Raw genomic sequence first — 19,343 nt, 5'->3', positions numbered from 1 at the left:
TCTTCGTTTTCACCACCGAACTACATACGCTGAAGAGTATTTAGGTTATTACTAAACTGACGACCATGAACAAATTTATCAAATACTACGGCAAGGGCAGGAAGATCATCAACCTGATAGCAAAAGAGGCATGCACTTACACGGTCTAATTTGAGATCACCAAGATAGTACTGATTGGTTATACCACTATAAGAGAGACTTTTACGCTCCCATTCACCAGCGTAACACTCCCAAAAACTATCATTTTCAATACGATAAATATCAAAGCCCTGCTTTATAGTCAGCCTGGTCTGCATTTCGCTTTTTAGTCCCTTGTTAAGGGTGAGATTGTAGATTTTAAATGTCATGTAATGCCTAATATTGTTGTTTTTATATCGTAAAACTTAAAGTTAAAAAATCAAGAGCAAGACAATGATTTAATGGTCTTTCGGTGCTGGAAATTGCAAGAGCAAAACCATGTCTAAAAGGCAGATTCAAATAATACTTACAACCCCCTCACCGCAGTATCCCCTTAGATAACAGGACGAAGTAGTTCACCCTACTTGTAACCCCCAAGTTTGCTGCCTTTGTAACTTCTTACGCTTGCAATAAGTCGTTTTGCCTATTCCTAACTTTTCCCATGGCTTAGTTCGGGCATCACTATTCTTCTGTTCACTCGCTCCACGCTGCCTGCGCTCCCATATTTTCCTTTCTTTTCCTCGGCGTGCTCTTTCCACTGGATCAATGATAGTAATCATGTGTTGTTGTTCCTCCGGCGTGATATTGAAAGCACGTATCAGCGTTGAATTACGGGGAGTGTAGAGTGGCTTATAGCTTTCCCCATTAAACTCGACCTTCTCACCTCTGCAATGCTGACAGACCTTCTCAAACACGGTTCCAAGCGCCGCTTCTTCCCAATCACCATTGGGGAAGAACCTCTCTGCTACGGCTTTGGCCTCAACCCAAAAGTTCATACTGTTGACCTGGAAGCTCATACCCATGAAATTGAGTGACCAGAACAGGAACAGCATGCGCTGTCCTTCCTGAACGCCACCACGGAGGCTCGCCAAGGTGCGAAGGTCTGTAACCGATCCATGAACCCCACCTACCGCAAGGTGGAAGCCAAGGTTACCGTGGCATCTCTGGCGAACAGTTCCATGGCAGCAGCGCTTCGTAGTCTGCTACTGACGACGCATGCGGCAGTCGCTCAAGTACGTGGCGCAGCCACGTATAGGACTCTTGGCCGTTGATCTTGGCGGTTTCGACCAAGCTGTAGATCTGCGCGCTGGCCGTGGCTCCCTTGGGCGTGTCACTGAACAGCCAAGCCTTGCGCCCGATCACAAACGGCTTTATGGCCCGCTCTGCCAGGTTGTTGTCGATCGGCAGGTGGCCCGCCTCGACGTAGCGTTCCAGGCGGTTCCAATTGTTTGCCAGATAATGCAACGCCTTGCCCAGTACGCTTTGCGGTGTCACTTGCGAGTGCGTCTTGTCGAGCCAACTTTTCAACTGCTCAAGGATCGGCAGGCTTCGTTCCTGACGACCGATAAATCGATGTTCATCGCTGGCATCCTTGAGGTCGCGTTCGATGCCATACAGTTTGTTGATCATCGTCAGCTCAACATCGGCGCGACCGGTCTTGCCCTTGGGCTGCACCTTCTGCGTTTCGACGAATTTACGCCGGGCATGCGCCATGCACGCCAGTCGTTCAACACCCGGCTGTAGCGCCAACGCGTTGTAGCCAGCGTAATCATCGGTCATCACGTAGCCGCGATAGCCCTCCAGCAGGCGCAGCGACACCTCCTGCGCGCGACTGGTGGTGTAATCGAACAGCACGACTTGTCGATCAGGCGGGCCACTGGCCTGCACCCACATCCAGGATTGACTGGTCGGATCACGATCCGGCTCTTTGAGCACCTGCACTCTAGTTTCGTCGCAATGGATCACCGGGCTTTCCAGCAAGCGGTCACGCATCAGGTTCAGCAATGGCTGAACGTGTTCGCTGCACTGGATGACCCAGCGGGCCAGGGTTTGCCGGGGAATCTCGATACCATGTCGGCTCAGCACCGTCTCGAAGCGGTGCAACGGTAGGCCATCGACGTACTTGGTGGTCAGCAACATGGCCAGCACGCTGGGACTGGCCATGCTCTTTTCGATCAATTGCGCCGGCTTGCCAGCGGTGAACGGCGCAGTTTCGCAACCACGGCAGCCATAGACTTTGCGTACGTGTTTGAGCACACGGATCTGCATCGGCACGATGTCGAGCTGTTCGCTGGTTTGCTCGCCAATCACGTGTTTGCGGCAACCACAGGCGCAAGTCAGTTCGTGATCGGGCAAGTCATGAATGACTTCAATACGTGGTAGGTCAGCCGACAGGGGTTTGCGTTTGCCACGCGGCTCGGTCGGGGCAACAACGTCTTCGTCGGCATCATCAGCGGCAGGTACCCACTGGCTTTCAGGTTCGTTAAACAACGCCAGTTGGGGTGTGTTGGACTCGACGGTTTGCTCGACTTGCGATTGAACAGTCGGTCGCGCAGCAGCTTGACCTGTTCTTTAAGATCGACGATCTGGCCTTTATCGACCGTGCGCTCGGCCAACAACTGCGCAAGCAGTTGTTTGAGCGCGGCAGGGTCGTCAGGAAGGTCATCGGGCACTGAAATCATGGCCCGGATTATACCGGCTCAAGCGACGAAACGGGGTGTCAAAACCTGATGCGGACGGTTGCGCCAGAGATCGAAACCGTCGAGTAGCCAATTCAGTTCCTGGACGGTCAGAATGATAGCTTCGTCGGTGGCGTCGGGGGAGGTTTTGAAACGCTCGGCTTCGAGGCGCTTGAGCCAAAGGCAGAAGCCGTTGCGCTCCCAGTACAACACCTTAATGCGGTTGCGGGCTTTATTGAGGAAGACGAAAAGTACCGGGTCGAACACGGCGACTTTGATATCCAGTTCGACCAGGGCAGTGAGCCCGTCGATGGACTTTCGAAAGTCCACGGACTTGGGATAGAGGTAGACTTTTTCGACTTTGCTGTCGGGACGCATCATGGTGGGCTGGCTCCAGAAAGAAATCGGGAGCGCAGCATCGTGAATCAGGTGGACGCTTGGAATGTGGGGATGATGGATCCCTTACATTTGTCCAGCGCCTCGGACTTGTCCGAGGCTTTGGTTTTTAGCCGGATTTGTCCGGCTGGCCCTGACTTGTTAGGGCCAGCATTTGGCGCTGGATTTGTCCAGCGCCGTCACGCATAGCGTGATGGTTGAAAATGCTCATATAGCCCCTATGCAACCCCACAGAGATCTGGCATAAGGCGGAAATAGGGAATCATGGGTGGTGCGGTGCGCATGAAAAAGCTCGAAAAAAGCACTCTGTGCTATTTAGCTGGATGCCTGACAGTTGGAGTGCTGTTCTCATTTGGAGTGACACAGCTTTTATGGTTGGCTAGTGCAGATAACAGGATAGAGTCCCACGCTAAGGTTATTCTCAATCATGCCGAAATGGTCGCAGGAAACCTTACAGCTGCACTTGATGAGCTAAACAATACCTCTGACGAGTCTTGCGGGCTAACTGACCTAGACACGTTAAAACGAGTTTTATATGAATATCGCTTTGTAAAAGATGCAGGGCGAATAAAAAACAACACTATTACTTGCTCCGCTATGTGGGGCGTAATCCCTGCTTTCAGGTTGGCTGGTGAGGGTAGACTTACGAAAAACAATGTTAGGCTGTGGAGTGCAGCTTCAAGCTATTTTCCCGGCGCAATAAAAATTGATGTTTCAGCAAAAGAAAACTCATTTGTGGTTACGTCACCCACCGCATTTGCACCTTTTGAATCACCGCCAGCAGAATTAAATGCATTTATTGTCTCTCGTGACGGCAAAACCATCATGCGCACGTTCGGCGATTTTCAGCAAGGAAATATCCTAAGCAGCGCATCTGCAAGAGTGTGCTCTGAAAAATACGACATTTGTGTTAGCTCGAACATTCAAGCAAATGTTTTCAAGGCCAGCAAACCTACTCTTTTCCTGTTTGTCGCATTAATTGGCTGTTCTTTGGGCTTGTTGGCTTTCTATGCTGCCCACCAATATCGTAGAGTTAGAAACTCACTTTCATATCGTTTAAAATACGCTATTAGAAATGGGCTAATATCAACTACATATCAGCCAATTGTTCATGGCAAGACCGGCAAGGTTTCCGGGTTCGAAGTTTTGGCGCGCTGGCACGATAAGAAATTCGGATCAGTCCCTCCAAATGTCTTCATCCAAAAAGCGGAAGCTCTTGGTTTGCAAGAGAAGCTGAACAAGCTGATTGTTAATAGGGCTTTGGAAGAGTGTTCGAGAGGCCTGGCTTGCCATCCGGGAGTATATTTGAGTTTTAACATTGAAACCAAGGACCTGCTGGATGGCGGTCTAATTCGACACATATCAGATACAGCAAGAAGTCACGGCGTATCAGCTAGCCAGATTGCAATTGAAATTCTTGAAGGGGCAACGGCTGAAATTAGCCAGGTCGAACAAAAAATTGAGTCCATTCGAGCTTCTGGTTATAAAGTATTAATTGACGATTTCGGCTCAGGATATTCAAGTCTATCCTATCTGGCCGGGCTCAATGTTGATATTATAAAAATTGACAAGTCGTTCTCAAAAGCTGCTGGAACAGACTCTCCGGCAGCAGTAGTGCTGCAAAAGATTCATGAGATAGCAAAAGCTTTAAACGCAAAAATAATTTTTGAGGGCGTGGAGACGGAAGCTCAGAAAAAAGCAATTCTTGATTTCTGTCCTGATGCACTTGTTCAAGGATGGCTATTCAGCAAGGCATTGCCAATTAGCGAACTTACTGAAAAAGTCAGATCGCAAAGAGCTAGGGGTGAAGCGATGAATTTTGCACATGAATAAATTTTATATTAGCCCTAAAAGGTGCCCAATCTTTGACTGGGTGCGTTTTAGGGCTGGTAGCGATTTAGAGATGGGGCTTCTTTTCGGCAGTGTATCCATTCGGGGTGAAACTGATGCGGTCAATGTGCTCATCAGCCAAGTGAACATCCATGATGAAATGTTTTTCTTAGTAGGCGTTATAGTAATTCTTACGTTTTGACCGATTAGGAAATTATTTACTCGCATTCGCCCATGCTCGTTCAAAAGGAGCTTGTAAATTTCCATAACGTTAAGCATGGATTTACTGGCCAGATGCAGCGAACTAATTCTTAGGCTAATCTCATTATGCTTTGCTTTAAGCTGGTCCAAGTCGTGAGCTACTTCCTCAATTTTGCTTAGAATGTATTTTTTGGCCGTTTCCGAGGTATTAGTAAGAATGTCGAAATTGCTTGCTAACGATTTTTCCTGTTGAAGAATTTTTCCAGCTAGCTCTTGCTTTTCATTTTCCAGCGACTTAATATCCTTAGGCTTTGGTATTATTCTGTGAAATGGGATAAGAGATTGGTAGGCAAGGAATATTTCCTCTATTCGTGCATATCTATATCTGACGCCTTTTCATGGTGATGCATACGTGCAGCGCCCAGCCAATGAGGCCGAGCACACCAAGTCAACATACTCTCTTTTTTGTGCGTGGTAACGGAAGCCCGAGCCACAGGCACAAAAAACAATCCCTCGTAAGATGTTTTTGAATTCTGCGACCTTCCGCCCTGCAAGTTTTGGGTCTTGTCGCTCACTCAATTTTGCGCCGACTCTATAAAACTCTGACTCTGAAATTACTGCCGGATAATAGCCTTTAATCTCTTTTTTGACCTGAATCGGCTTACCTGATTCGTCCCACTCCATAGCGATAAAAGACCCGTAAATTGCGGGCTGTCGAAGAACCTTCCCAACAATGCTTTCAGTATATTTCTTGGGGAAGTTCATCTTGTTTAATTCTTGGGCAGTTGCTCTTGCACCCATTTCAAAACAGAGTTCTGCGGCACGTTTCACGGCTTCTGCATGTTCGTTAAGGATGAATCCCTCATCAACATAGCTGATCCAGAAAGGGGTCGCACTGCAACTGAACATGCGTCCGCGTAAGCGCTTCGACTTCAAATGCCCAATCGAGGTTATGGGCGAGGTGATGCAGAAGGCCATGGTTATGCGGCATGATGCTCCAGCTTCAATTCAATGACCGTGTTGCACTCAGCTCCTGCAACCGCCATTTGATCAATTGGATGCCAGCAGCCACGGCTGCGTGTGGCTGCTGGCATTTGTTGCTCTAGCCTTTCGGAGCAGTGGTTTTTCCGTCTACCAGGCGCCAGATATTCAAAGGGTTGTTTTGCTTCAATGCCTCAGGGAGGAGGACATTTGGCAAATTTTGATAGCAAACAGGACGAAGGAAGCGGTCGATTGCAGTCGAACCAACCGACGTTGTGCGGCTGTCAGAGGTAGCAGGGAAAGCACCGCCGTGTACCATGGAGTCACATACCTCCACGCCAGTTGGGAAGCCGTTGACCAATACGCGGCCAGCCTTCTTCTCCATGGCTTGCACCAAACCTTGAGCAATCGCCAAGTCCTCATCTTCAAGATGAAGTGTCGCCGTCAGCTGACCCTCGATGGATTTGGCGAACGCGAGCATTTCGTTGACGTTCTGGCAACGGATGACGATAGCTGCCGGGCCAAACACCTCCTCCAAGAGCTGTGCATTGGCTGCCACGCTTTCGAAGGTCGTTTGATAGAGATGCCCCTGTGCCTGTGTGGCTCCAAGATCAGGCTGGCCTGAAGCAACGGCCTGAACGCAGGACTGACTGGTGATGCGATCAATCCCTTGCGAATAGGCAGAATGAATGCCAGGAGTCAGCATGGTTTGCGCAGCCTTGTCGCCCAGATGAGCTCCGGCCTTGTCCAGGAAGGCTTCCAGGTCAGGGCCATCGACTGCAAGCACGATGCCTGGGTTGGTGCAGAACTGGCCTGCGCCCATTACCAGAGCGTCGATGAAGCCGGTGGCGATGGACTCTGCCCGAGCAGACAGTGCACCTGGCAGGAGGAATACCGGGTTGATGCTGCTCATTTCGGCGTAGACGGGGATGGGTTCAGGCCGCGCTGCCGCTGCCCGCATCAATGCCAGGCCACCGCTACGTGATCCGGTGAAACCTACGGCTTTGATAGCCGGGTGCGATACCAACTGCTGTCCTACATCGTTGCCATCACCGACAATCAGCGAGAACGTTCCCTCAGGCAATTCAAGGCGCTTCGAAGCTTCCTGGATCACTCGCCCTACGAGCTCGGAGGTTCCCAGGTGAGCGCGGTGTGCTTTCACGACAACAGGGCAACCTGCGGCCAGTGCGGAAGCGGTATCGCCACCTGCGACAGAGAAAGCGAGCGGGAAATTACTTGCACCGAAGACGGTGACAGGCCCCAGCGCAATTTTGCACATGCGCAGGTCCGGGCGTGGAAGCGGCTGACGATCTGGCAGAGCCGAGTCGAGTGTCGCATCCTGCCAACGGCCTTGGCGAAGAACAGATGCGAAAAGCCGCAACTGACCGACGGTGCGTCCCCGCTCGCCTTCAAGTCGAGCCATGGGCAGCCCGGTTTCGAGGTGAGCACGCTCAGTCAATGTAGAGCCCAGGCCTACGATCCCTTCCGCAATCTCTTCGAGAAAACGGGCACGCAATTCAGGTGCAGCGGAGCGGAACGAGTCGAACGCCTGTTCGGCCAGCTCGCAGGCCTCGTTAACCAGAGCTGCGCTTGCGCAGTTGAACACAGGGCTTGGAATAGACTGTTGGTTATTAGGATTGATCGCAAGGAGTTCACGGCCTTCGCCGCGCACCGCTCGATAACCGATTAGTTGTTCACCTGTGAGTTGCATATATCTACTCCGAAAACTTGTTACTTGTCAGTGGAAATGGGCTGCTTCAGAAGAAGCACGTAAGCCATTGCTGCCACCGATGCCACGGCAGCACTGATCAAAAATGCGGAAGCGAATGAGCCGGATTGCTGGATGCTGAAGCCAGTGACAATGGGTGCCACCGATCCCGCCAGGTAACCGCCGAAGTTCTGGATAGAGCCGAAGGAAGCAACCCGTCGACTATCCACGACTGTGTTAGCGATCATCCAAGCAGTTGAGCTGGCCATGTTGACGCTGAACAATGCACCGCACAGCAACACCACGCTGAGGATGAAGCCACTGCCGAACGACAGAGGGATGGTGAATGCAGCAGCTGAGAACAGTGCGCAGACAACTACGAGCTTCCGGCTACCCAGTACGGTGGCCCCATTCTTCACCAGTCGGTCACAGAAACGGCCAGCGACGATGGTGCCCAAGGCGCCAAATACATAGGCCAAGGAAACGATCCAGGCAGTTTGATACAGGCTGAGACCGTGCTCACGCTCGAAATAACCTGGCAACCAGGTGAGGTGCAGCCATAGCATGTAGATCACGCCCATGAACCCCAGGACTGCACCCCAAGTGCTTTTGTGCTGGAACAGCTCAGCCCACGCGCTCAACTGAGCTTTCACGCTGGGCCTTGCTGTAATTGCTGCCTGCCTCTGTGCTTGCGTAGCCAGTAGACGTTCGCGTTCCTCTGCAGGAAGCTCAGCCAAAAAACGCTCTTTGCTCTTGTAGAAGGCGAACCAGCAGGCAGCGATCAAGATTCCAAAAACGCCGGTGGCAATGAACATGCCACGCCATCCCCAATTGACCATCAGCAGGGTCAAGAGTGGTGGCGCGATGCAAGGCCCTATGCATGTCGACGACAACACGATCCCAGTGGGCGTCCCACGCTTCTCAGCTTCGAACCACTCTGAAAGTGCCTTAGCAGCTGAAGGAAACATTGGTGCTTCACCGATACCCAGCACGATCCGCAAACCGATGAACGCAGAGAATGTGTTGATCAAGCCAGAAGCAGTTTGAGCAACAGACCAGCCAAGAAGCGCTGCGCCCAGTGAAATCTTGCTGCCCAGGCGATCAATGATCACACCCAGTGGAAGCTGAGCCAGGGCATATGCCAACGAGAACGCTGACAGGAGGATGCCCATCTGGGAAGGCGTAATCCCCATATCCCGCTGGATAGAGGTGTTTGCAATCGACAGAGCGCTCCGATCCACATAGTTGATGATGCCGATCACCAGCAGCAGGCTGACGGTGATGACCTGGTACTTCTTGAAGGGGTTTGAGCTCGCCACCGTTTCAGGCTTACGGTTGAGCTCCGCTTCCGCATATTTGGTGTTCATAGGCGTTCACTTTCTTGTTATTGGATGAGGGCAGGATTTCGAGGCTTACATGGAGGCCTCGAGAATCCACTGGTAATCCTCTGCAGAAGCTTCACGCGGGTTTGTGCGATGGCTGTGATCTGCGAGAGCGCCTTTGATGATTTTGGGGAACATGTCTTCAGTGACTTCCAGCTCCCGCAGGCCGGTTGGCAGGCCGAGTGCTCGGGTCATGTCCCGGATCGCATCTTCGATTTGGCTTTCGTCAGCCAACCCCATCGCTTGAGCAATACGCGCTGTCTTGTGCTCGTTGACCATGGTCGCTGCCTTGCGGTTGAACTGGATCACAGCCGGCAGGAAGATTGCGTTGAGAGTGCCGTGGTGCAGGCGAGGATTGATGCCGCCCAGCGAGTGGCTCAGGCTATGAACGCAACCCAGACCTTTCTGGAACGCGAGAGCGCCTTGCAGGGAAGCACTCATCATGTTGGTGCGACCTTCCAGATTTTTCGGATCTTGGGTAGCGGTTTCGATGAAGCGCCAGGCACGCCACAGGCCGTCCAATGCAATACCGTCCGCAGGTGGGTTGAACGACGGAGCCATGAAGGTTTCGAGGCAGTGGGCAATCGCATCCATCCCGGTAGCAGCAGTCAAAACTGCAGGCAGGCCAAGAGTCAGTTCCGGGTCACAGATTGCAGATTTTGGAACAACGTGGGGGGAGATCACGCCAACCTTACGGCCATCGTCCAAGATGAGAATGGCGCCACGACCAACTTCGCTGCCGGTGCCGGCAGTGGTCGGCACTGCGATCACAGGGGCCGTTGCTGGAGTGATGCGAGCCAGGCCACCTTCGATGACAGCGAAGCTTTTCAGCGGGCCTTCGTGCTTGGCGCATACGGCTACACCTTTGGCAAGGTCAATAGCGGAACCGCCGCCGATGGCGATGATGCCGTCGCAACCGCATTCCTTGAACATGGCCACTGCTTCACGAACAGCATTTTCGTTTGGGTTGGGTGGCGTGCCGTCATAGATCGGCAGCTGAACAGTGGAGTCGGTGAATTTGCTCAGAGCTACATCGACGATACCTGCCGCACGGACACCACGGTCAGTGACGATCAAAGGGCGGGTAATACCAATGCGCTGACACTCTGCAGGCAGGAGCGAAATAGCTCCGACTTCAAACTGGATCTGGGTGATGTAATTGATCAGGGACATGGGGTCTCCTCGAGCCTACTGGCTTTGTTATTTTGGGCCGATCTCAGGCCAATCCGCCGCACCGAGTGCGACATCGTGCCGCGCCAGTATAGAAATCTGAATTCAGCCGTGGTATTGAGAACAATCCATACAGGTATAACTAGGATTCATACCAAATGACCCCGTCCCTCAACTCGATCATGTCCAGGCTCCACGCTAGACACCTGCGATTGCTCATCGAGCTGGACGAGCACCGCTCTCTTCTCGGAGCCGCAAATAGCGTGGGGCTGACACAACCTGGGGCAAGCAAGGCCCTTCAGGAGATCGAGACGACTTTTGGTACGACGCTTTTTAATCGCAACAACCGTGGGCTTGAACCAACGGCTGCCGGCTATTGCGCCATCAGGTACGCCAGGGTGGTGCAGACTGATATCTCGAACCTGCGGCACGATTTGGATGCGATCCTGAGAGGGGTCGGGGGACGCCTTGCGGTGGGGGCGATCATGGGGGCAGTGCCGCTGTTGATGAAGGCGGTCTCCCAGCTGACTGCTATACAGCCGGAAATGTCATTCGAGATCATTGAGGACACCAGCCAATCGCTCTTAACCCAGATCGAGAGCGGGCGTCTGGACATGGCCCTGTGCCGGACGAGTGTGAGCAGTTCGCCGCATCTTTTCTCGAGTGCGTTTGTTCAGGACGAGACTCTGGCGGTCATCGCCAACATCGACCACCCCCTCCAGGCCGCTGGAGCACTTCGCTTGGAGGAGTTGGCTGAAAGTCGGTGGATCGTCTACCGGGCCAACATGCCTATGCGGGTGCAGCTTGAGCGAGAGTTCCATGATGCGGGCATCCGCTTCCCTCTGCACCTGGTGGAGACCACGTCGATTCTGGCAACGCTGTCACTGCTGCAGAACCAGCCCGAATTCGTTGCGCTTGTGTCAATCGATGTGGCCAAGCAGTGCGTCCAGCACAACCGCGTATGCATCTTGCCCTTGGCCATCAAGTCCGTAAGCGACCCCTACGAGTTGGTAACACGCAGAGGTAGCCAGGCCACACCGGCTATGGAGCAACTGAGGGGGTTGCTGATACAAGTCGAGCTCGACGATGCAGGCCGCCCTAAAGCGCTTCAATCAGAAGGTGGTCGGGCACTGCGACCGAACCACAATCCCCACTGATCTACGTCAAAACTCGTCGCAGCCTGAAGAGTTACGGCGAACTATAATGAAAATACTTTGTCACGTTATTGGATCCGAAACTGCTTTCGGAGTCTAGCTCGCTCGAATGAGATTCAAAATAATGATCCCATCGGCGATTAGGACGACTTCAGCTGGAGGCTGTTCTCCATGGACGCGATCAAAAGCTGCTATCACCCCATCGATGCGGCAATTCTTTGGTGCGATCTGGCCGATCACACCGCAGAGATCTTACAGGTCGAAATAGCCCACTCAGGTGAGCTACTCAAGCATTTTCCGCAGTGGCCCTGTCTCTACTTCTATGTGGAGCGCATCTACGACGCCATTGCCTCGGGTGAGCTACCGGCAACGTTCCTCGGCGGGCCCATTACGCTCAACGACCACGCCGAGCGAGTGTATTGGTCCACACGCCGTCCGGATCTGCGGGCCTGGTTTGCGCTAAACCATCCGGAGGAAAAACCCGAATTCCTGTTCCCCAAAAATATCGACCACCTCGAATGCGTGAGTTTGAACGCCTTTTTGGCTGTGCAAGCTGAACGGGACTTCTACGCGCGTGAGTTTGAGAAAATGCATCAGGCCTACGATTCTGTTGTCGAAGAGATGACGGTCTACAAGCGCCATGAAAACGAGCTAACGGCGCAGCTTGATGCAGCGGAGCCAGCCCCTGAAGCCTCCGCCAGCGTCCACTACACGATCATCGGCGCCCTACTGGCAATCACCGTAGGCAAGTCGAAATCCGGCCTAGTGCAGTCGATCTATAAAAATCAGACTGCGGTAGTCTAGGCTATTTTGTCTCAATTTCCCGGCCTACATGGTTTGAGCAAACACACCCTTGATCGGAAATTTGCGTTGGCTCGCCGCCATTTGGCCCAAGCGGAGCAGGCCTAACTCCGAATAGCCAGGCAATGGCGGCCATTGCCTGGCAATGATTTTTCACCCCCACGGACCTTCACTGACTGTCACATCCCACTGCGCGCCACATGGCGCTAAGGAGTGACACCATGGAACCGGCCAGCCCTGCCCCAGCTTCCGCCGATCGCCACATCATGCGCCGCGATGAGGTGGAACAAAAAACCGGCTTCAAACGCTCGCACATCTACAACTTGATGAAGGCCGGACTATTCCCGCAATGCCGGCGCATCGGCACGCGCGCGGTCGGTTGGGACTCGCTGGAGATTGAGCAGTGGGTTCAGGATCGCCTGTCTGTTCGGGAGTAGTGCCATGAAAGTCCTTTCGCTGATCTCGACCAAGGGCGGGGCCGGCAAGACCACGGTTGCCGCCAACCTCGGCGGCCTGCTTGCCGACGCGGGCTTGAAGGTGCTGCTGCTCGACCTAGACAGTCAACCGACGTTGTCCAGCTACTACGCTCTGTGCAAGTCACGTGAAGCGGGCAGTTACGAACTGATCTCGCAGCGGCTCACGGTTGCCGAGCAGATCATTTCCGTCACCACCATCCCGCGGCTTGAACTGATCGTTTCCAACGACCGCGCGGGCCACCTGGGCACCGTACTGCTGCACGCGACCGATGGCCGACTGCGCCTGCGCAACCTGCTACCCGCATTTGCCGATCAGTACGATGTGCTGATCGTCGACACCCAGGGCGCGCGCAGCGTGGTGGTGGAAATGGCCATCCTCGCCTCCGATTGTGCGCTATGCCCGTTGCCACCGGAAATGCTCGCGGCACGCGAACTGCGCCGCGGCACGCTCGGCCTGTTCGAAGAGCTGGAACCCTACCGCTACCTCGGCGTGTACTTGCCCCCGGTGAAACTGCTTCTCAATCAGGTGAACGCCAACCGGCGCGATACCTGCCTGATCATGCAGAGCCTGCGCAACACCTTTGCCGCCGACCCGCATGTCAGCGTCTGTAAAACGGTGATTCCCGATCGCGTCGCGTACCTCAATGCCGCGTCATTGGGATTGCCGGTGCACCGGATCGAGTCGAAAGCCGCCCCTCGATCGCGCAGTCGCTGCGCGGCCGATGTCATGCGGGCACTGGCCAATGAACTGTTCCCGGAGTGGGAGCAGCGACTGGCCCAGCCCAGGGGCCGTGCGCGCTCTTATCCCGACAGCATTGCCTCAGAGGAATGCGTCACCGGCCGACCCGCCTAGTGCCCTGCCCTTCCCCCCGCTGCCCCACCCACGCAGACAACTGGGAAGGCCAGGGCGGGGGCGCCTGCACTGACAGATCAGGGGCAAACCCATGAAACCACCAACCTCCGACGACATCACGCGTAAGCTCCAGCACGGGCACTTCCCACAGCGGGCAACACAGGTATCGCCCACCGATCCCGACTGCGACACGCCGATGGTGGTGACCCTCGAGCAGCTGCGGCCCTACGAGCACAATCCACGCTTCATCCGTAATCCGCTGTACGAGGAACTGAAGGCCTCCATCCGCGACCGCGGCCTGGACCAGCCCCCCTCTATCACGCGCCGGCCCGGCGAGCCGCAGTTCATCATCCGAAATGGCGGCAATACACGGCTGAGTATCCTCGGCGAACTGTGGCAAGAAACCCGTGACGACCGTTTTTTCCGCATCCATTGCCTGTTTCGCCCCTGGCAGTCGGAGCTCCATACGCTGCTGGGCCATCTGGCCGAAAGTGACCTGCACGGCCAACTGACTTTCATCGAGCGGGCCCTGGCCGTGGCCAAGTTCCGCGACATGCTTCTGGTAGACGGTGGTAGCCTGAGTCAACGTGAACTGGCGGCGCAACTATCGGCCGGCGGCTACCCAATCTCGCAATCGCACATCAGCCGGATGCTGGACACCCTGGAGCACCTGCTGCCGGCGATCCCGCAAACCTTGTACGCCGGCTTAGGCAGACCTTCGATCGAGCGGACCCTTAACCTGCGTCGACGTGCCGAATCGGTGTGGAATCGGTACGTTGCGACACGGTTGGATTTCACCGCGTTGTGGTTGGAGGTGCTGTCTACGTTCGACTGCACAGCCGCCGAGCTGGACACCGCCGAGCTGCAGGACGAACTGCTCGCGCACATGGCGAAATCCTTGGACCAGTCACCACGCCTGCTGGCGTTGGAGCTGTTCCAGGATAGCGGCCAGGCATCACGTCAGCCACTGACGCCCGACCGGTCCCTGCCCTCGCCGCAGGGCGTGGGCCAAGACACCGATACCACTTCCGGTAGTGAGCCTGAAGCCCCCACGGGGCTCCACTCACCGGAGCTGGTCTGCCCTCCGCAACCTGCTGATAGGCAACCCGAACAGGCAGACCTGAAGCAGCCTCCTGCCGTCACCCGTGAACAGGTACGCACTCCAACTGCGCCACCGCCCGCTCAGTCTGCCAATCTCGGCAATGCTGGGCTTCAGTCCTCGCCCGGCTCACTGGATACGATCTGGCCGATTCCGCCGGCTCTGGAAGATCTGGTGCGACTGCGCCAGGCGTGCGCGCAGCTGGCCAGCGAACTGGCCGGCTACGCCAATGCACCACACATGGTCTGCGCCACGGAGGAAGGCCTCGGTTTCTCATTGGCGCCCGATACAGCAGCGCCTTCGACACCCCACCGCACCGGGATTCAACTGCTGTTGGGCGCGCTGCTGCGCGTGCAAGACGACGTTGCTTGGGAGCAACGTCAGCAGCTCCCGGCAGCGCTGTTTGGTCAACTGCTGCTGGGTGTCTACGACCTGCCGCTGATCGAGCGCCCAGCGCTCGCGATCGGGATTGAGCGGCTCCCCGATCCTCAACTGGCGCAACTGTTTTCACTTATCCGGCTCTCTCGACGCCTGATCGAACTCACGCTGTCGTCCACCCGCTGACACCCGGAGGTGCCGCATGAGCACGTCGTTCAATCTGCTGAACCACGCCATGTTGAACCAGGTCCTGCATGAGCTGCGCCATGGTCGGCTGCAACGCTGCAAGGCCTTGGGCCTCGGCGACGAGGACATCGAGGTGCTGCAGTCGCTGGCGCCTACGACCTTGTCCCACCTGGCGCACTCCACGATTGCCTGGGTCGAAATCAAGGTCGACACCACGGTGCTGCGGCGCCTGATCGCCCAGGCCGAACGCGACGAGCTGAACGAGCGGCTGATCAACCGCGCCCTGAAGTTGGGGGCGAGTTCGAACATCATGTACCGCTGCTTCGGCCTCGACCACTCCGACACGGCGTTGCGTCGGCGAATCCTGAAGATCGAGACCCATCGAGGTCGCCCTGTCCAGCTCAGCGAAGCCCAGGAACATGCCGTGTGGAACCGTTGGCGCCAGTTGCGAACTGAAGATCCGGACAGCGAGCCACTGGACGCGATGATGATGCTGGCCGAGGAACAACAGATCAGCCTGACCCTGATCTGGCAGCAGATCGAGCTGTACGGAGGTATCCCATGCTGAATTTCTACTCCGTGGACTGGGCTGACGTGGTGCGCCAGAGCATGGTCACGCTCAAGCGCTGTCTGGAGCAGGCCGAACAAGCCAGGGCCGCCCGTGCGTTGGCCGAGGGGCCGGGCTTCGTCTACCACGGCAGCACCGAACCGCTACCGCAGGGATTGCTGCAGGATCGCCGGCTCACGCCCGTGGAGCGCAATCTCTGGTTGGTGCTGCGCTGGTTGATCACCGAGCGGCAAATGCGTACCCCACGTTATCAGGACCTGCAGCCCTATCTGGCGACCAGCCCCTGTGGCGCGCGGGCTTCCCGCGAGACCATCGCCCGCGCGCTGAACGTGCTGCGTGCCACCCGCTGGCTCAGCCTGAGCGAACGTTATCGCGATGAGCAGGGTTGCCTGCGCGGCTGTGTCTACGTGCTGCACGACGCGCCGCTGTCACCCGCACAAGCCATCGGCCAAGATGCCGGCTACCTGCCCCTGATCAGCCAAAACCTGTCCCATGCCACCAAAGGCGTGCGCGATCTCGCTCAACACCTCCTCCAGGAACTGCGGGCGGATCCGGAGGTGGCTGAAGAGGCCTTAACCATGATGGCTTCGCTCCCCGCAACAGGCGCTCAACAGGTCTTGCCGCTGCAGGCCGACAGCCATGTCGAGCATTCCGAACTAGGCGAGGCGCACTGCGTTCGGTCTGCCGCACCGTCCTCGACCGATTCCGAACCCAGCGTAGATGTCCCGGCTACGGCTGCCGTTCGGAATTCAACGCTCGACCGTACCGTACAAAAAAAAGCAAAAAAAGTACAGTACCGCCCACCTCGGCCGATGGCAGCGCCGATTGGCCAGAGGGTCTGCAGCTGAGTCCGACCGAACAGCGTCGGGCAGTCCAGGCGCTGCGCCAGCTCGAGCCCGAACAGCGACAAGCGGTGATCAATGAAGCAGCCGTTCGCTGCAGCCGCGGCGACATCCGCAAACCCATTGCCTACTTGTTGGGGCTGATCAAGCGAGCCTGCCAGGGCGAATTCACGCTTTGGGCCGCACGAAGAGATGTACCACCAGCACCGCGCAAGCGCATTCGCCCGCCTGAGCCGGCTGATGAGCGCTCACGGGAATCCGGAAGCCGGGTGGCCTCGCCGCTGGCCAAGGCGTACCTGGAGCAGCTCAAGCTTCGCTGCGGTGTCGTCAACGGGACAACGTAACAGCGCGTTGAGTCTTCCAGGTCTCCAACGTTCAGCGGCCCTCAATGGATTTGATCACAGTGGCATCAGTCCAGTGACGTCTTCTAGCCAGACACAATCGCTCGAGGGGTGCGATAGGTAGGGTTAGGTGACAGATCGGAGCAGTGGCCGAGGCAGAACGTATCCCTTGGCTGCGTTGGCACTCAGTGGATTTGATCACAGTGGCATCAGTGTCAAGACCATTGAGACCCCAAGCAATGTGAGCCCATCGCCTTCATATTGATCACTGTCAGGTCGCCCTAGAGCGCAGATCGTCGGCGTCATTCCGACGGCGAGGATCTGGCAATGGCCGACCACTACCAGCTCAACCTGGGCTCACTGCGCAGCAGCATCACCCTCACCCTGCACACGCATCATGCGGCACGTCTGTGGCAGGGCCGTGCCGGACGCGAAGGCGTGTTCGGGATCATGGGCATGGCGGGCTACATCAGCGTCACCAACCTGCTCAAGCAGGCGAGCAGTCAGGACGACCCCTTCGCCGACTGGTTCATGTTGCAATTGGAAGACAAGGTGCTGCAGGTCAAGGCCGAGCTGCTGGCGTTGACCGAGCAAGTCAAACTGGTCGAGCGCGACCTACCGTCCCAGGTCAGCATCGGCGACAACCTGAACATCCACCCTGTCACCCTGCCACTGTTCATCGGCAGCCAGTTGGGGTTTCTCGCAGTCTACCTGCTGACCGACTACGATAGCCTGGTGCGCCGGATCCTGCTGGCCCACCACACTGCGCTGATTGGCCGGGTCGACATGGAGCATTGGATCGATCGTGGCGCTCACCTGCTGCGCAGCCTGTTCAGCATGGCGCAGCTGTACCGGCTCGCTGGGGTCAGCCGAGATGACATGGCCGCCAACAACGCCCGCGCTCGCGAAGCCATCGACAAGTTCGGCATCCCACCGCAAGACATTCTCGAAGGCACGCGGCGCTCGCAATTCGCGCCGCCCATCGTCCGCGCAACAAAAGCACCGTTGACCGTCGAGGTCGATCCACTGGAGACCGGCGTGGAGCCCTCGCCCGGCGCCCCAGCCGAAGGCGGTGAAGCATGACTCTGGCCGAAGCGATCGCCCATTGCTTGTCATCGGAGGCCTATCGCGAGTTTGAACAAAGTGCCTCTCTAAAAGGCCTTTTAAAGCCTTTTAAGGGTAAGGGGGAGCTGTTCCAGTTCGCCGAGACAATCAAACAGCTGCGCGGCGAACTCGAGACCCTGATGGGCGCGATGCTGGCGATCATGGCGCAGCCACCCTTCTCGTTGCTCGAGTTGCGACTGAGCGTCCAGCACAGCTCCCAGGGCGCCTGCTTCCTCCGCTGGCGCAGCCCGGACTTCAAGCGCATGGGCGTGGAGGTCTGGGAAGCGGCGATGGAGCATCCGTTGCTTCAGCCGGAGTTGCGCCAGGCGCTGTACCAGCTGGAGGCCAACCGGATCGTCCTCAACCTGCAGATGAGCAGCCTGAACTCGCTCTATCGCCAGGTATTCATCGGCGCCATCAAGCTCGGCTATGCCGACGACGTCCTTTCCGATTTCACCACCGAGGAGAAACACCCATGAGCACGTTCTTTGTTGGCGAAGGCAACATCGGCAGTCCGCCTGAGTTTCAGGAGTTCAACAGCAACCCGGACGAGCCAAAGCGGTTGCTGCGGCTGAATGTGTATTTCGACAACCCAGTACCACGCGAGGGCGGCTACGAAGATCGCGGCGGCTACTGGGCCCCGGTCGAGCTCTGGCACCGCGATGCCGAGCACTGGAGCACCTTGTACCAGAAAGGCATGCGCGTCTTGGTCATGGGCCGAACGGTCAAGGATGAGTGGGAAGACAGCGAGGACAATGCCCGGGTGACATTCAAGGTCGAGGCGCGGCACATCGGCATCCTGCCGCATCGTCTGGCCGGCGTATCCATGCGCGAAAAGGCCAGTGACAATGGGGGCAGCAGCCGCAAGCCGGCCGGCAAGAAAACCACCCGCAAGTCGACCTGAGCGGATGGACGTCAGTGGAAGCGGGCCCTTCAGCGCGATACCGCTCAGTCGCTGCGCCCCACGCGGCGGGCGACGCCCTGCAGGTCGTCCCCCTCGATCAACCCTTTGACTTCCGCCAGGTACTGGTCCAGGGCAAGGAACGCCCGCCAGTGCGCCGGCGCTTCCTTGGCCCACTCCATCAATTTGTCGCGCGCAGCCTGATTGTCAGGTTCCTGATAGGTGGCCATGAACAAATCGCAGGCCTTGATCGCTAACGCATCCGCTTCATGCTGTTCAGATTCGTACAAGTCGCTCCCTCCGCGTGATGGGCAGGTCCCCAAACTCTCATCATGT

19 protein-coding genes and 2 pseudogenes are annotated in these 19,343 nt (G+C 56.3%); 12 read left to right on the top strand and 9 right to left on the bottom strand.

The window, feature by feature from the left end:
* Positions 1-20: 20 nt before the first annotated feature.
* From ACOKS3_RS10540 to tnpB, 4 genes and pseudogenes are all read right to left on the bottom strand, one after another.
* Positions 21-347 (bottom strand): hypothetical protein, encoded by a 327-nt coding sequence (locus tag ACOKS3_RS10540; RefSeq protein ID WP_146050510.1) that lies wholly within the window; start codon positions 345-347, stop codon positions 21-23.
* A 186-nt stretch (positions 348-533) separates the two neighbouring features.
* Positions 534-1,010, bottom strand: a complete 477-nt coding sequence (locus ACOKS3_RS10535) for a hypothetical protein (protein ID WP_075045749.1) — start codon at positions 1,008-1,010, stop codon at positions 534-536.
* A gap of 97 nt (positions 1,011-1,107) precedes the next feature.
* Positions 1,108-2,639: pseudogene (tnpC, locus tag ACOKS3_RS10530) on the bottom strand (IS66 family transposase).
* Positions 2,640-2,657: 18 nt separating this feature from the next.
* A complete protein-coding gene (gene tnpB / locus ACOKS3_RS10525; protein WP_028699721.1) occupies positions 2,658-3,017 on the bottom strand; it encodes an IS66 family insertion sequence element accessory protein TnpB in 360 nt (119 codons plus the stop codon).
* Between the two features lie 297 nt (positions 3,018-3,314).
* Here tnpB and ACOKS3_RS10520 point away from each other — a divergent pair, with 297 nt between their 5' ends.
* The gene (locus tag ACOKS3_RS10520) at positions 3,315-4,865 is read left to right on the top strand and encodes an EAL domain-containing protein (protein WP_422763823.1); all 1,551 of its coding nucleotides are present in this window, start codon (positions 3,315-3,317) and stop codon (positions 4,863-4,865) included.
* A gap of 594 nt (positions 4,866-5,459) precedes the next feature.
* Here ACOKS3_RS10520 and ACOKS3_RS10515 read toward each other — a convergent pair.
* Positions 5,460-5,972 (bottom strand): recombinase family protein, encoded by a 513-nt coding sequence (locus ACOKS3_RS10515; protein ID WP_075045752.1) that lies wholly within the window; start codon positions 5,970-5,972, stop codon positions 5,460-5,462.
* Here ACOKS3_RS10515 and ACOKS3_RS10510 point away from each other — a divergent pair.
* Positions 5,953-6,078 (top strand): annotated as a pseudogene (locus tag ACOKS3_RS10510) (IS30 family transposase); the annotation flags it as partial. The gene ACOKS3_RS10515 and the pseudogene ACOKS3_RS10510 overlap by 20 nt on opposite strands.
* Positions 6,079-6,165: 87 nt before the next feature.
* Here ACOKS3_RS10510 and ACOKS3_RS10505 read toward each other — a convergent pair.
* Genes ACOKS3_RS10505 through ACOKS3_RS10495 form a run of 3 tightly spaced genes read right to left on the bottom strand, consistent with a single transcriptional unit; the run spans position 6,166 to position 10,307 of the window.
* On the bottom strand, positions 6,166-7,755 hold the full coding sequence (locus ACOKS3_RS10505; RefSeq protein ID WP_070095585.1) for an aldehyde dehydrogenase (NADP(+)): 1,590 nt from the start codon (positions 7,753-7,755) through the stop codon (positions 6,166-6,168).
* A 20-nt stretch (positions 7,756-7,775) separates the two neighbouring features.
* Complete coding sequence (locus ACOKS3_RS10500; RefSeq protein ID WP_070095586.1) at positions 7,776-9,119, bottom strand: MFS transporter; 1,344 nt, start codon at positions 9,117-9,119, stop codon at positions 7,776-7,778.
* Between the two features lie 45 nt (positions 9,120-9,164).
* Positions 9,165-10,307 (bottom strand): iron-containing alcohol dehydrogenase, encoded by a 1,143-nt coding sequence (locus ACOKS3_RS10495; RefSeq protein WP_047595526.1) that lies wholly within the window; start codon positions 10,305-10,307, stop codon positions 9,165-9,167.
* Positions 10,308-10,462: 155 nt separating this feature from the next.
* Here ACOKS3_RS10495 and ACOKS3_RS10490 point away from each other — a divergent pair, with 155 nt between their 5' ends.
* From ACOKS3_RS10490 to ACOKS3_RS10445, 10 genes are all read left to right on the top strand, one after another.
* Entirely contained in the window at positions 10,463-11,461 is a 999-nt protein-coding gene (locus tag ACOKS3_RS10490) for a LysR family transcriptional regulator (RefSeq protein WP_063423925.1), read from the top strand.
* 168 nt (positions 11,462-11,629) lie between these two features.
* On the top strand, positions 11,630-12,262 hold the full coding sequence (locus ACOKS3_RS10485; RefSeq protein ID WP_232891571.1) for a hypothetical protein: 633 nt from the start codon (positions 11,630-11,632) through the stop codon (positions 12,260-12,262).
* 218 nt (positions 12,263-12,480) lie between these two features.
* The gene (locus ACOKS3_RS10480) at positions 12,481-12,696 is read left to right on the top strand and encodes an AlpA family transcriptional regulator (RefSeq protein ID WP_075045754.1); all 216 of its coding nucleotides are present in this window, start codon (positions 12,481-12,483) and stop codon (positions 12,694-12,696) included.
* A gap of 4 nt (positions 12,697-12,700) precedes the next feature.
* Complete coding sequence (locus ACOKS3_RS10475) at positions 12,701-13,588, top strand: ParA family protein (RefSeq protein ID WP_075045755.1); 888 nt, start codon at positions 12,701-12,703, stop codon at positions 13,586-13,588.
* A gap of 91 nt (positions 13,589-13,679) precedes the next feature.
* Positions 13,680-15,251 carry a ParB family protein gene (locus tag ACOKS3_RS10470; protein ID WP_075045756.1) on the top strand — a complete coding sequence of 524 codons (1,572 nt, stop codon included), beginning with the start codon at positions 13,680-13,682 and terminating at the stop codon, positions 15,249-15,251.
* 16 nt (positions 15,252-15,267) lie between these two features.
* A complete protein-coding gene (locus ACOKS3_RS10465; RefSeq protein WP_075045757.1) occupies positions 15,268-15,819 on the top strand; it encodes a DUF2857 domain-containing protein in 552 nt (183 codons plus the stop codon).
* The gene (locus ACOKS3_RS10460) at positions 15,813-16,667 is read left to right on the top strand and encodes an STY4528 family pathogenicity island replication protein (protein ID WP_232891572.1); all 855 of its coding nucleotides are present in this window, start codon (positions 15,813-15,815) and stop codon (positions 16,665-16,667) included. Before ACOKS3_RS10465 ends, ACOKS3_RS10460 begins: the two co-directional genes overlap by 7 nt.
* A gap of 662 nt (positions 16,668-17,329) precedes the next feature.
* Positions 17,330-18,085, top strand: a complete 756-nt coding sequence (locus ACOKS3_RS10455; protein ID WP_075045758.1) for a PFL_4669 family integrating conjugative element protein — start codon at positions 17,330-17,332, stop codon at positions 18,083-18,085.
* Positions 18,082-18,585, top strand: a complete 504-nt coding sequence (locus tag ACOKS3_RS10450; RefSeq protein ID WP_075045759.1) for a DUF3158 family protein — start codon at positions 18,082-18,084, stop codon at positions 18,583-18,585. The genes ACOKS3_RS10455 and ACOKS3_RS10450 overlap by 4 nt, the downstream gene beginning before the upstream one ends.
* The gene (locus ACOKS3_RS10445; RefSeq protein WP_075045760.1) at positions 18,582-19,010 is read left to right on the top strand and encodes a single-stranded DNA-binding protein; all 429 of its coding nucleotides are present in this window, start codon (positions 18,582-18,584) and stop codon (positions 19,008-19,010) included. Before ACOKS3_RS10450 ends, ACOKS3_RS10445 begins: the two co-directional genes overlap by 4 nt.
* 44 nt (positions 19,011-19,054) lie before the next feature.
* Here the strand turns inward: ACOKS3_RS10445 and ACOKS3_RS10440 are convergent, their stop codons facing one another.
* Positions 19,055-19,297 carry a hypothetical protein gene (locus ACOKS3_RS10440; protein WP_075045761.1) on the bottom strand — a complete coding sequence of 81 codons (243 nt, stop codon included), beginning with the start codon at positions 19,295-19,297 and terminating at the stop codon, positions 19,055-19,057.
* Between the last annotated feature and the right edge of the window lie 46 nt (positions 19,298-19,343).

The sequence above is a fragment of the Pseudomonas sp. HS6-2 genome (genome assembly GCF_049325675.2).
In the GTDB taxonomy this organism is placed as follows: domain Bacteria; phylum Pseudomonadota; class Gammaproteobacteria; order Pseudomonadales; family Pseudomonadaceae; genus Aquipseudomonas; species Aquipseudomonas putida_N.
Note: the sequence above shows the minus strand (reverse complement) of the source record. Positions and strands in the feature narration are given on the sequence as shown.

Bases quoted from the DNA above. Each gene is read 5' to 3' on its own strand.
- ACOKS3_RS10540 (WP_146050510.1), bottom strand. From the start codon at position 347: ATGACATTTAAAATCTACAATCTCACCCTTAACAAGGGACTAAAAAGC.
- ACOKS3_RS10475 (WP_075045755.1), top strand. From the start codon at position 12,701: ATGAAAGTCCTTTCGCTGATCTCGACCAAGGGCGGGGCCGGCAAGACC.
- ACOKS3_RS10465 (WP_075045757.1), top strand. From the start codon at position 15,268: ATGAGCACGTCGTTCAATCTGCTGAACCACGCCATGTTGAACCAGGTC.
- ACOKS3_RS10535 (WP_075045749.1), bottom strand. From the start codon at position 1,010: ATGCTGTTCCTGTTCTGGTCACTCAATTTCATGGGTATGAGCTTCCAG.
- ACOKS3_RS10445 (WP_075045760.1), top strand. From the start codon at position 18,582: ATGAGCACGTTCTTTGTTGGCGAAGGCAACATCGGCAGTCCGCCTGAG.
- ACOKS3_RS10505 (WP_070095585.1), bottom strand. From the start codon at position 7,755: ATGCAACTCACAGGTGAACAACTAATCGGTTATCGAGCGGTGCGCGGC.
- tnpB (WP_028699721.1), bottom strand. From the start codon at position 3,017: ATGATGCGTCCCGACAGCAAAGTCGAAAAAGTCTACCTCTATCCCAAG.
- ACOKS3_RS10455 (WP_075045758.1), top strand. From the start codon at position 17,330: ATGGCCGACCACTACCAGCTCAACCTGGGCTCACTGCGCAGCAGCATC.
- ACOKS3_RS10515 (WP_075045752.1), bottom strand. From the start codon at position 5,972: ATGTTCAGTTGCAGTGCGACCCCTTTCTGGATCAGCTATGTTGATGAG.
- ACOKS3_RS10470 (WP_075045756.1), top strand. From the start codon at position 13,680: ATGAAACCACCAACCTCCGACGACATCACGCGTAAGCTCCAGCACGGG.
- ACOKS3_RS10495 (WP_047595526.1), bottom strand. From the start codon at position 10,307: ATGTCCCTGATCAATTACATCACCCAGATCCAGTTTGAAGTCGGAGCT.
- ACOKS3_RS10520 (WP_422763823.1), top strand. From the start codon at position 3,315: ATGAAAAAGCTCGAAAAAAGCACTCTGTGCTATTTAGCTGGATGCCTG.
- ACOKS3_RS10485 (WP_232891571.1), top strand. From the start codon at position 11,630: ATGGACGCGATCAAAAGCTGCTATCACCCCATCGATGCGGCAATTCTT.
- ACOKS3_RS10490 (WP_063423925.1), top strand. From the start codon at position 10,463: ATGACCCCGTCCCTCAACTCGATCATGTCCAGGCTCCACGCTAGACAC.
- ACOKS3_RS10500 (WP_070095586.1), bottom strand. From the start codon at position 9,119: ATGAACACCAAATATGCGGAAGCGGAGCTCAACCGTAAGCCTGAAACG.
- ACOKS3_RS10480 (WP_075045754.1), top strand. From the start codon at position 12,481: ATGGAACCGGCCAGCCCTGCCCCAGCTTCCGCCGATCGCCACATCATG.
- ACOKS3_RS10450 (WP_075045759.1), top strand. From the start codon at position 18,082: ATGACTCTGGCCGAAGCGATCGCCCATTGCTTGTCATCGGAGGCCTAT.
- ACOKS3_RS10460 (WP_232891572.1), top strand. From the start codon at position 15,813: ATGCTGAATTTCTACTCCGTGGACTGGGCTGACGTGGTGCGCCAGAGC.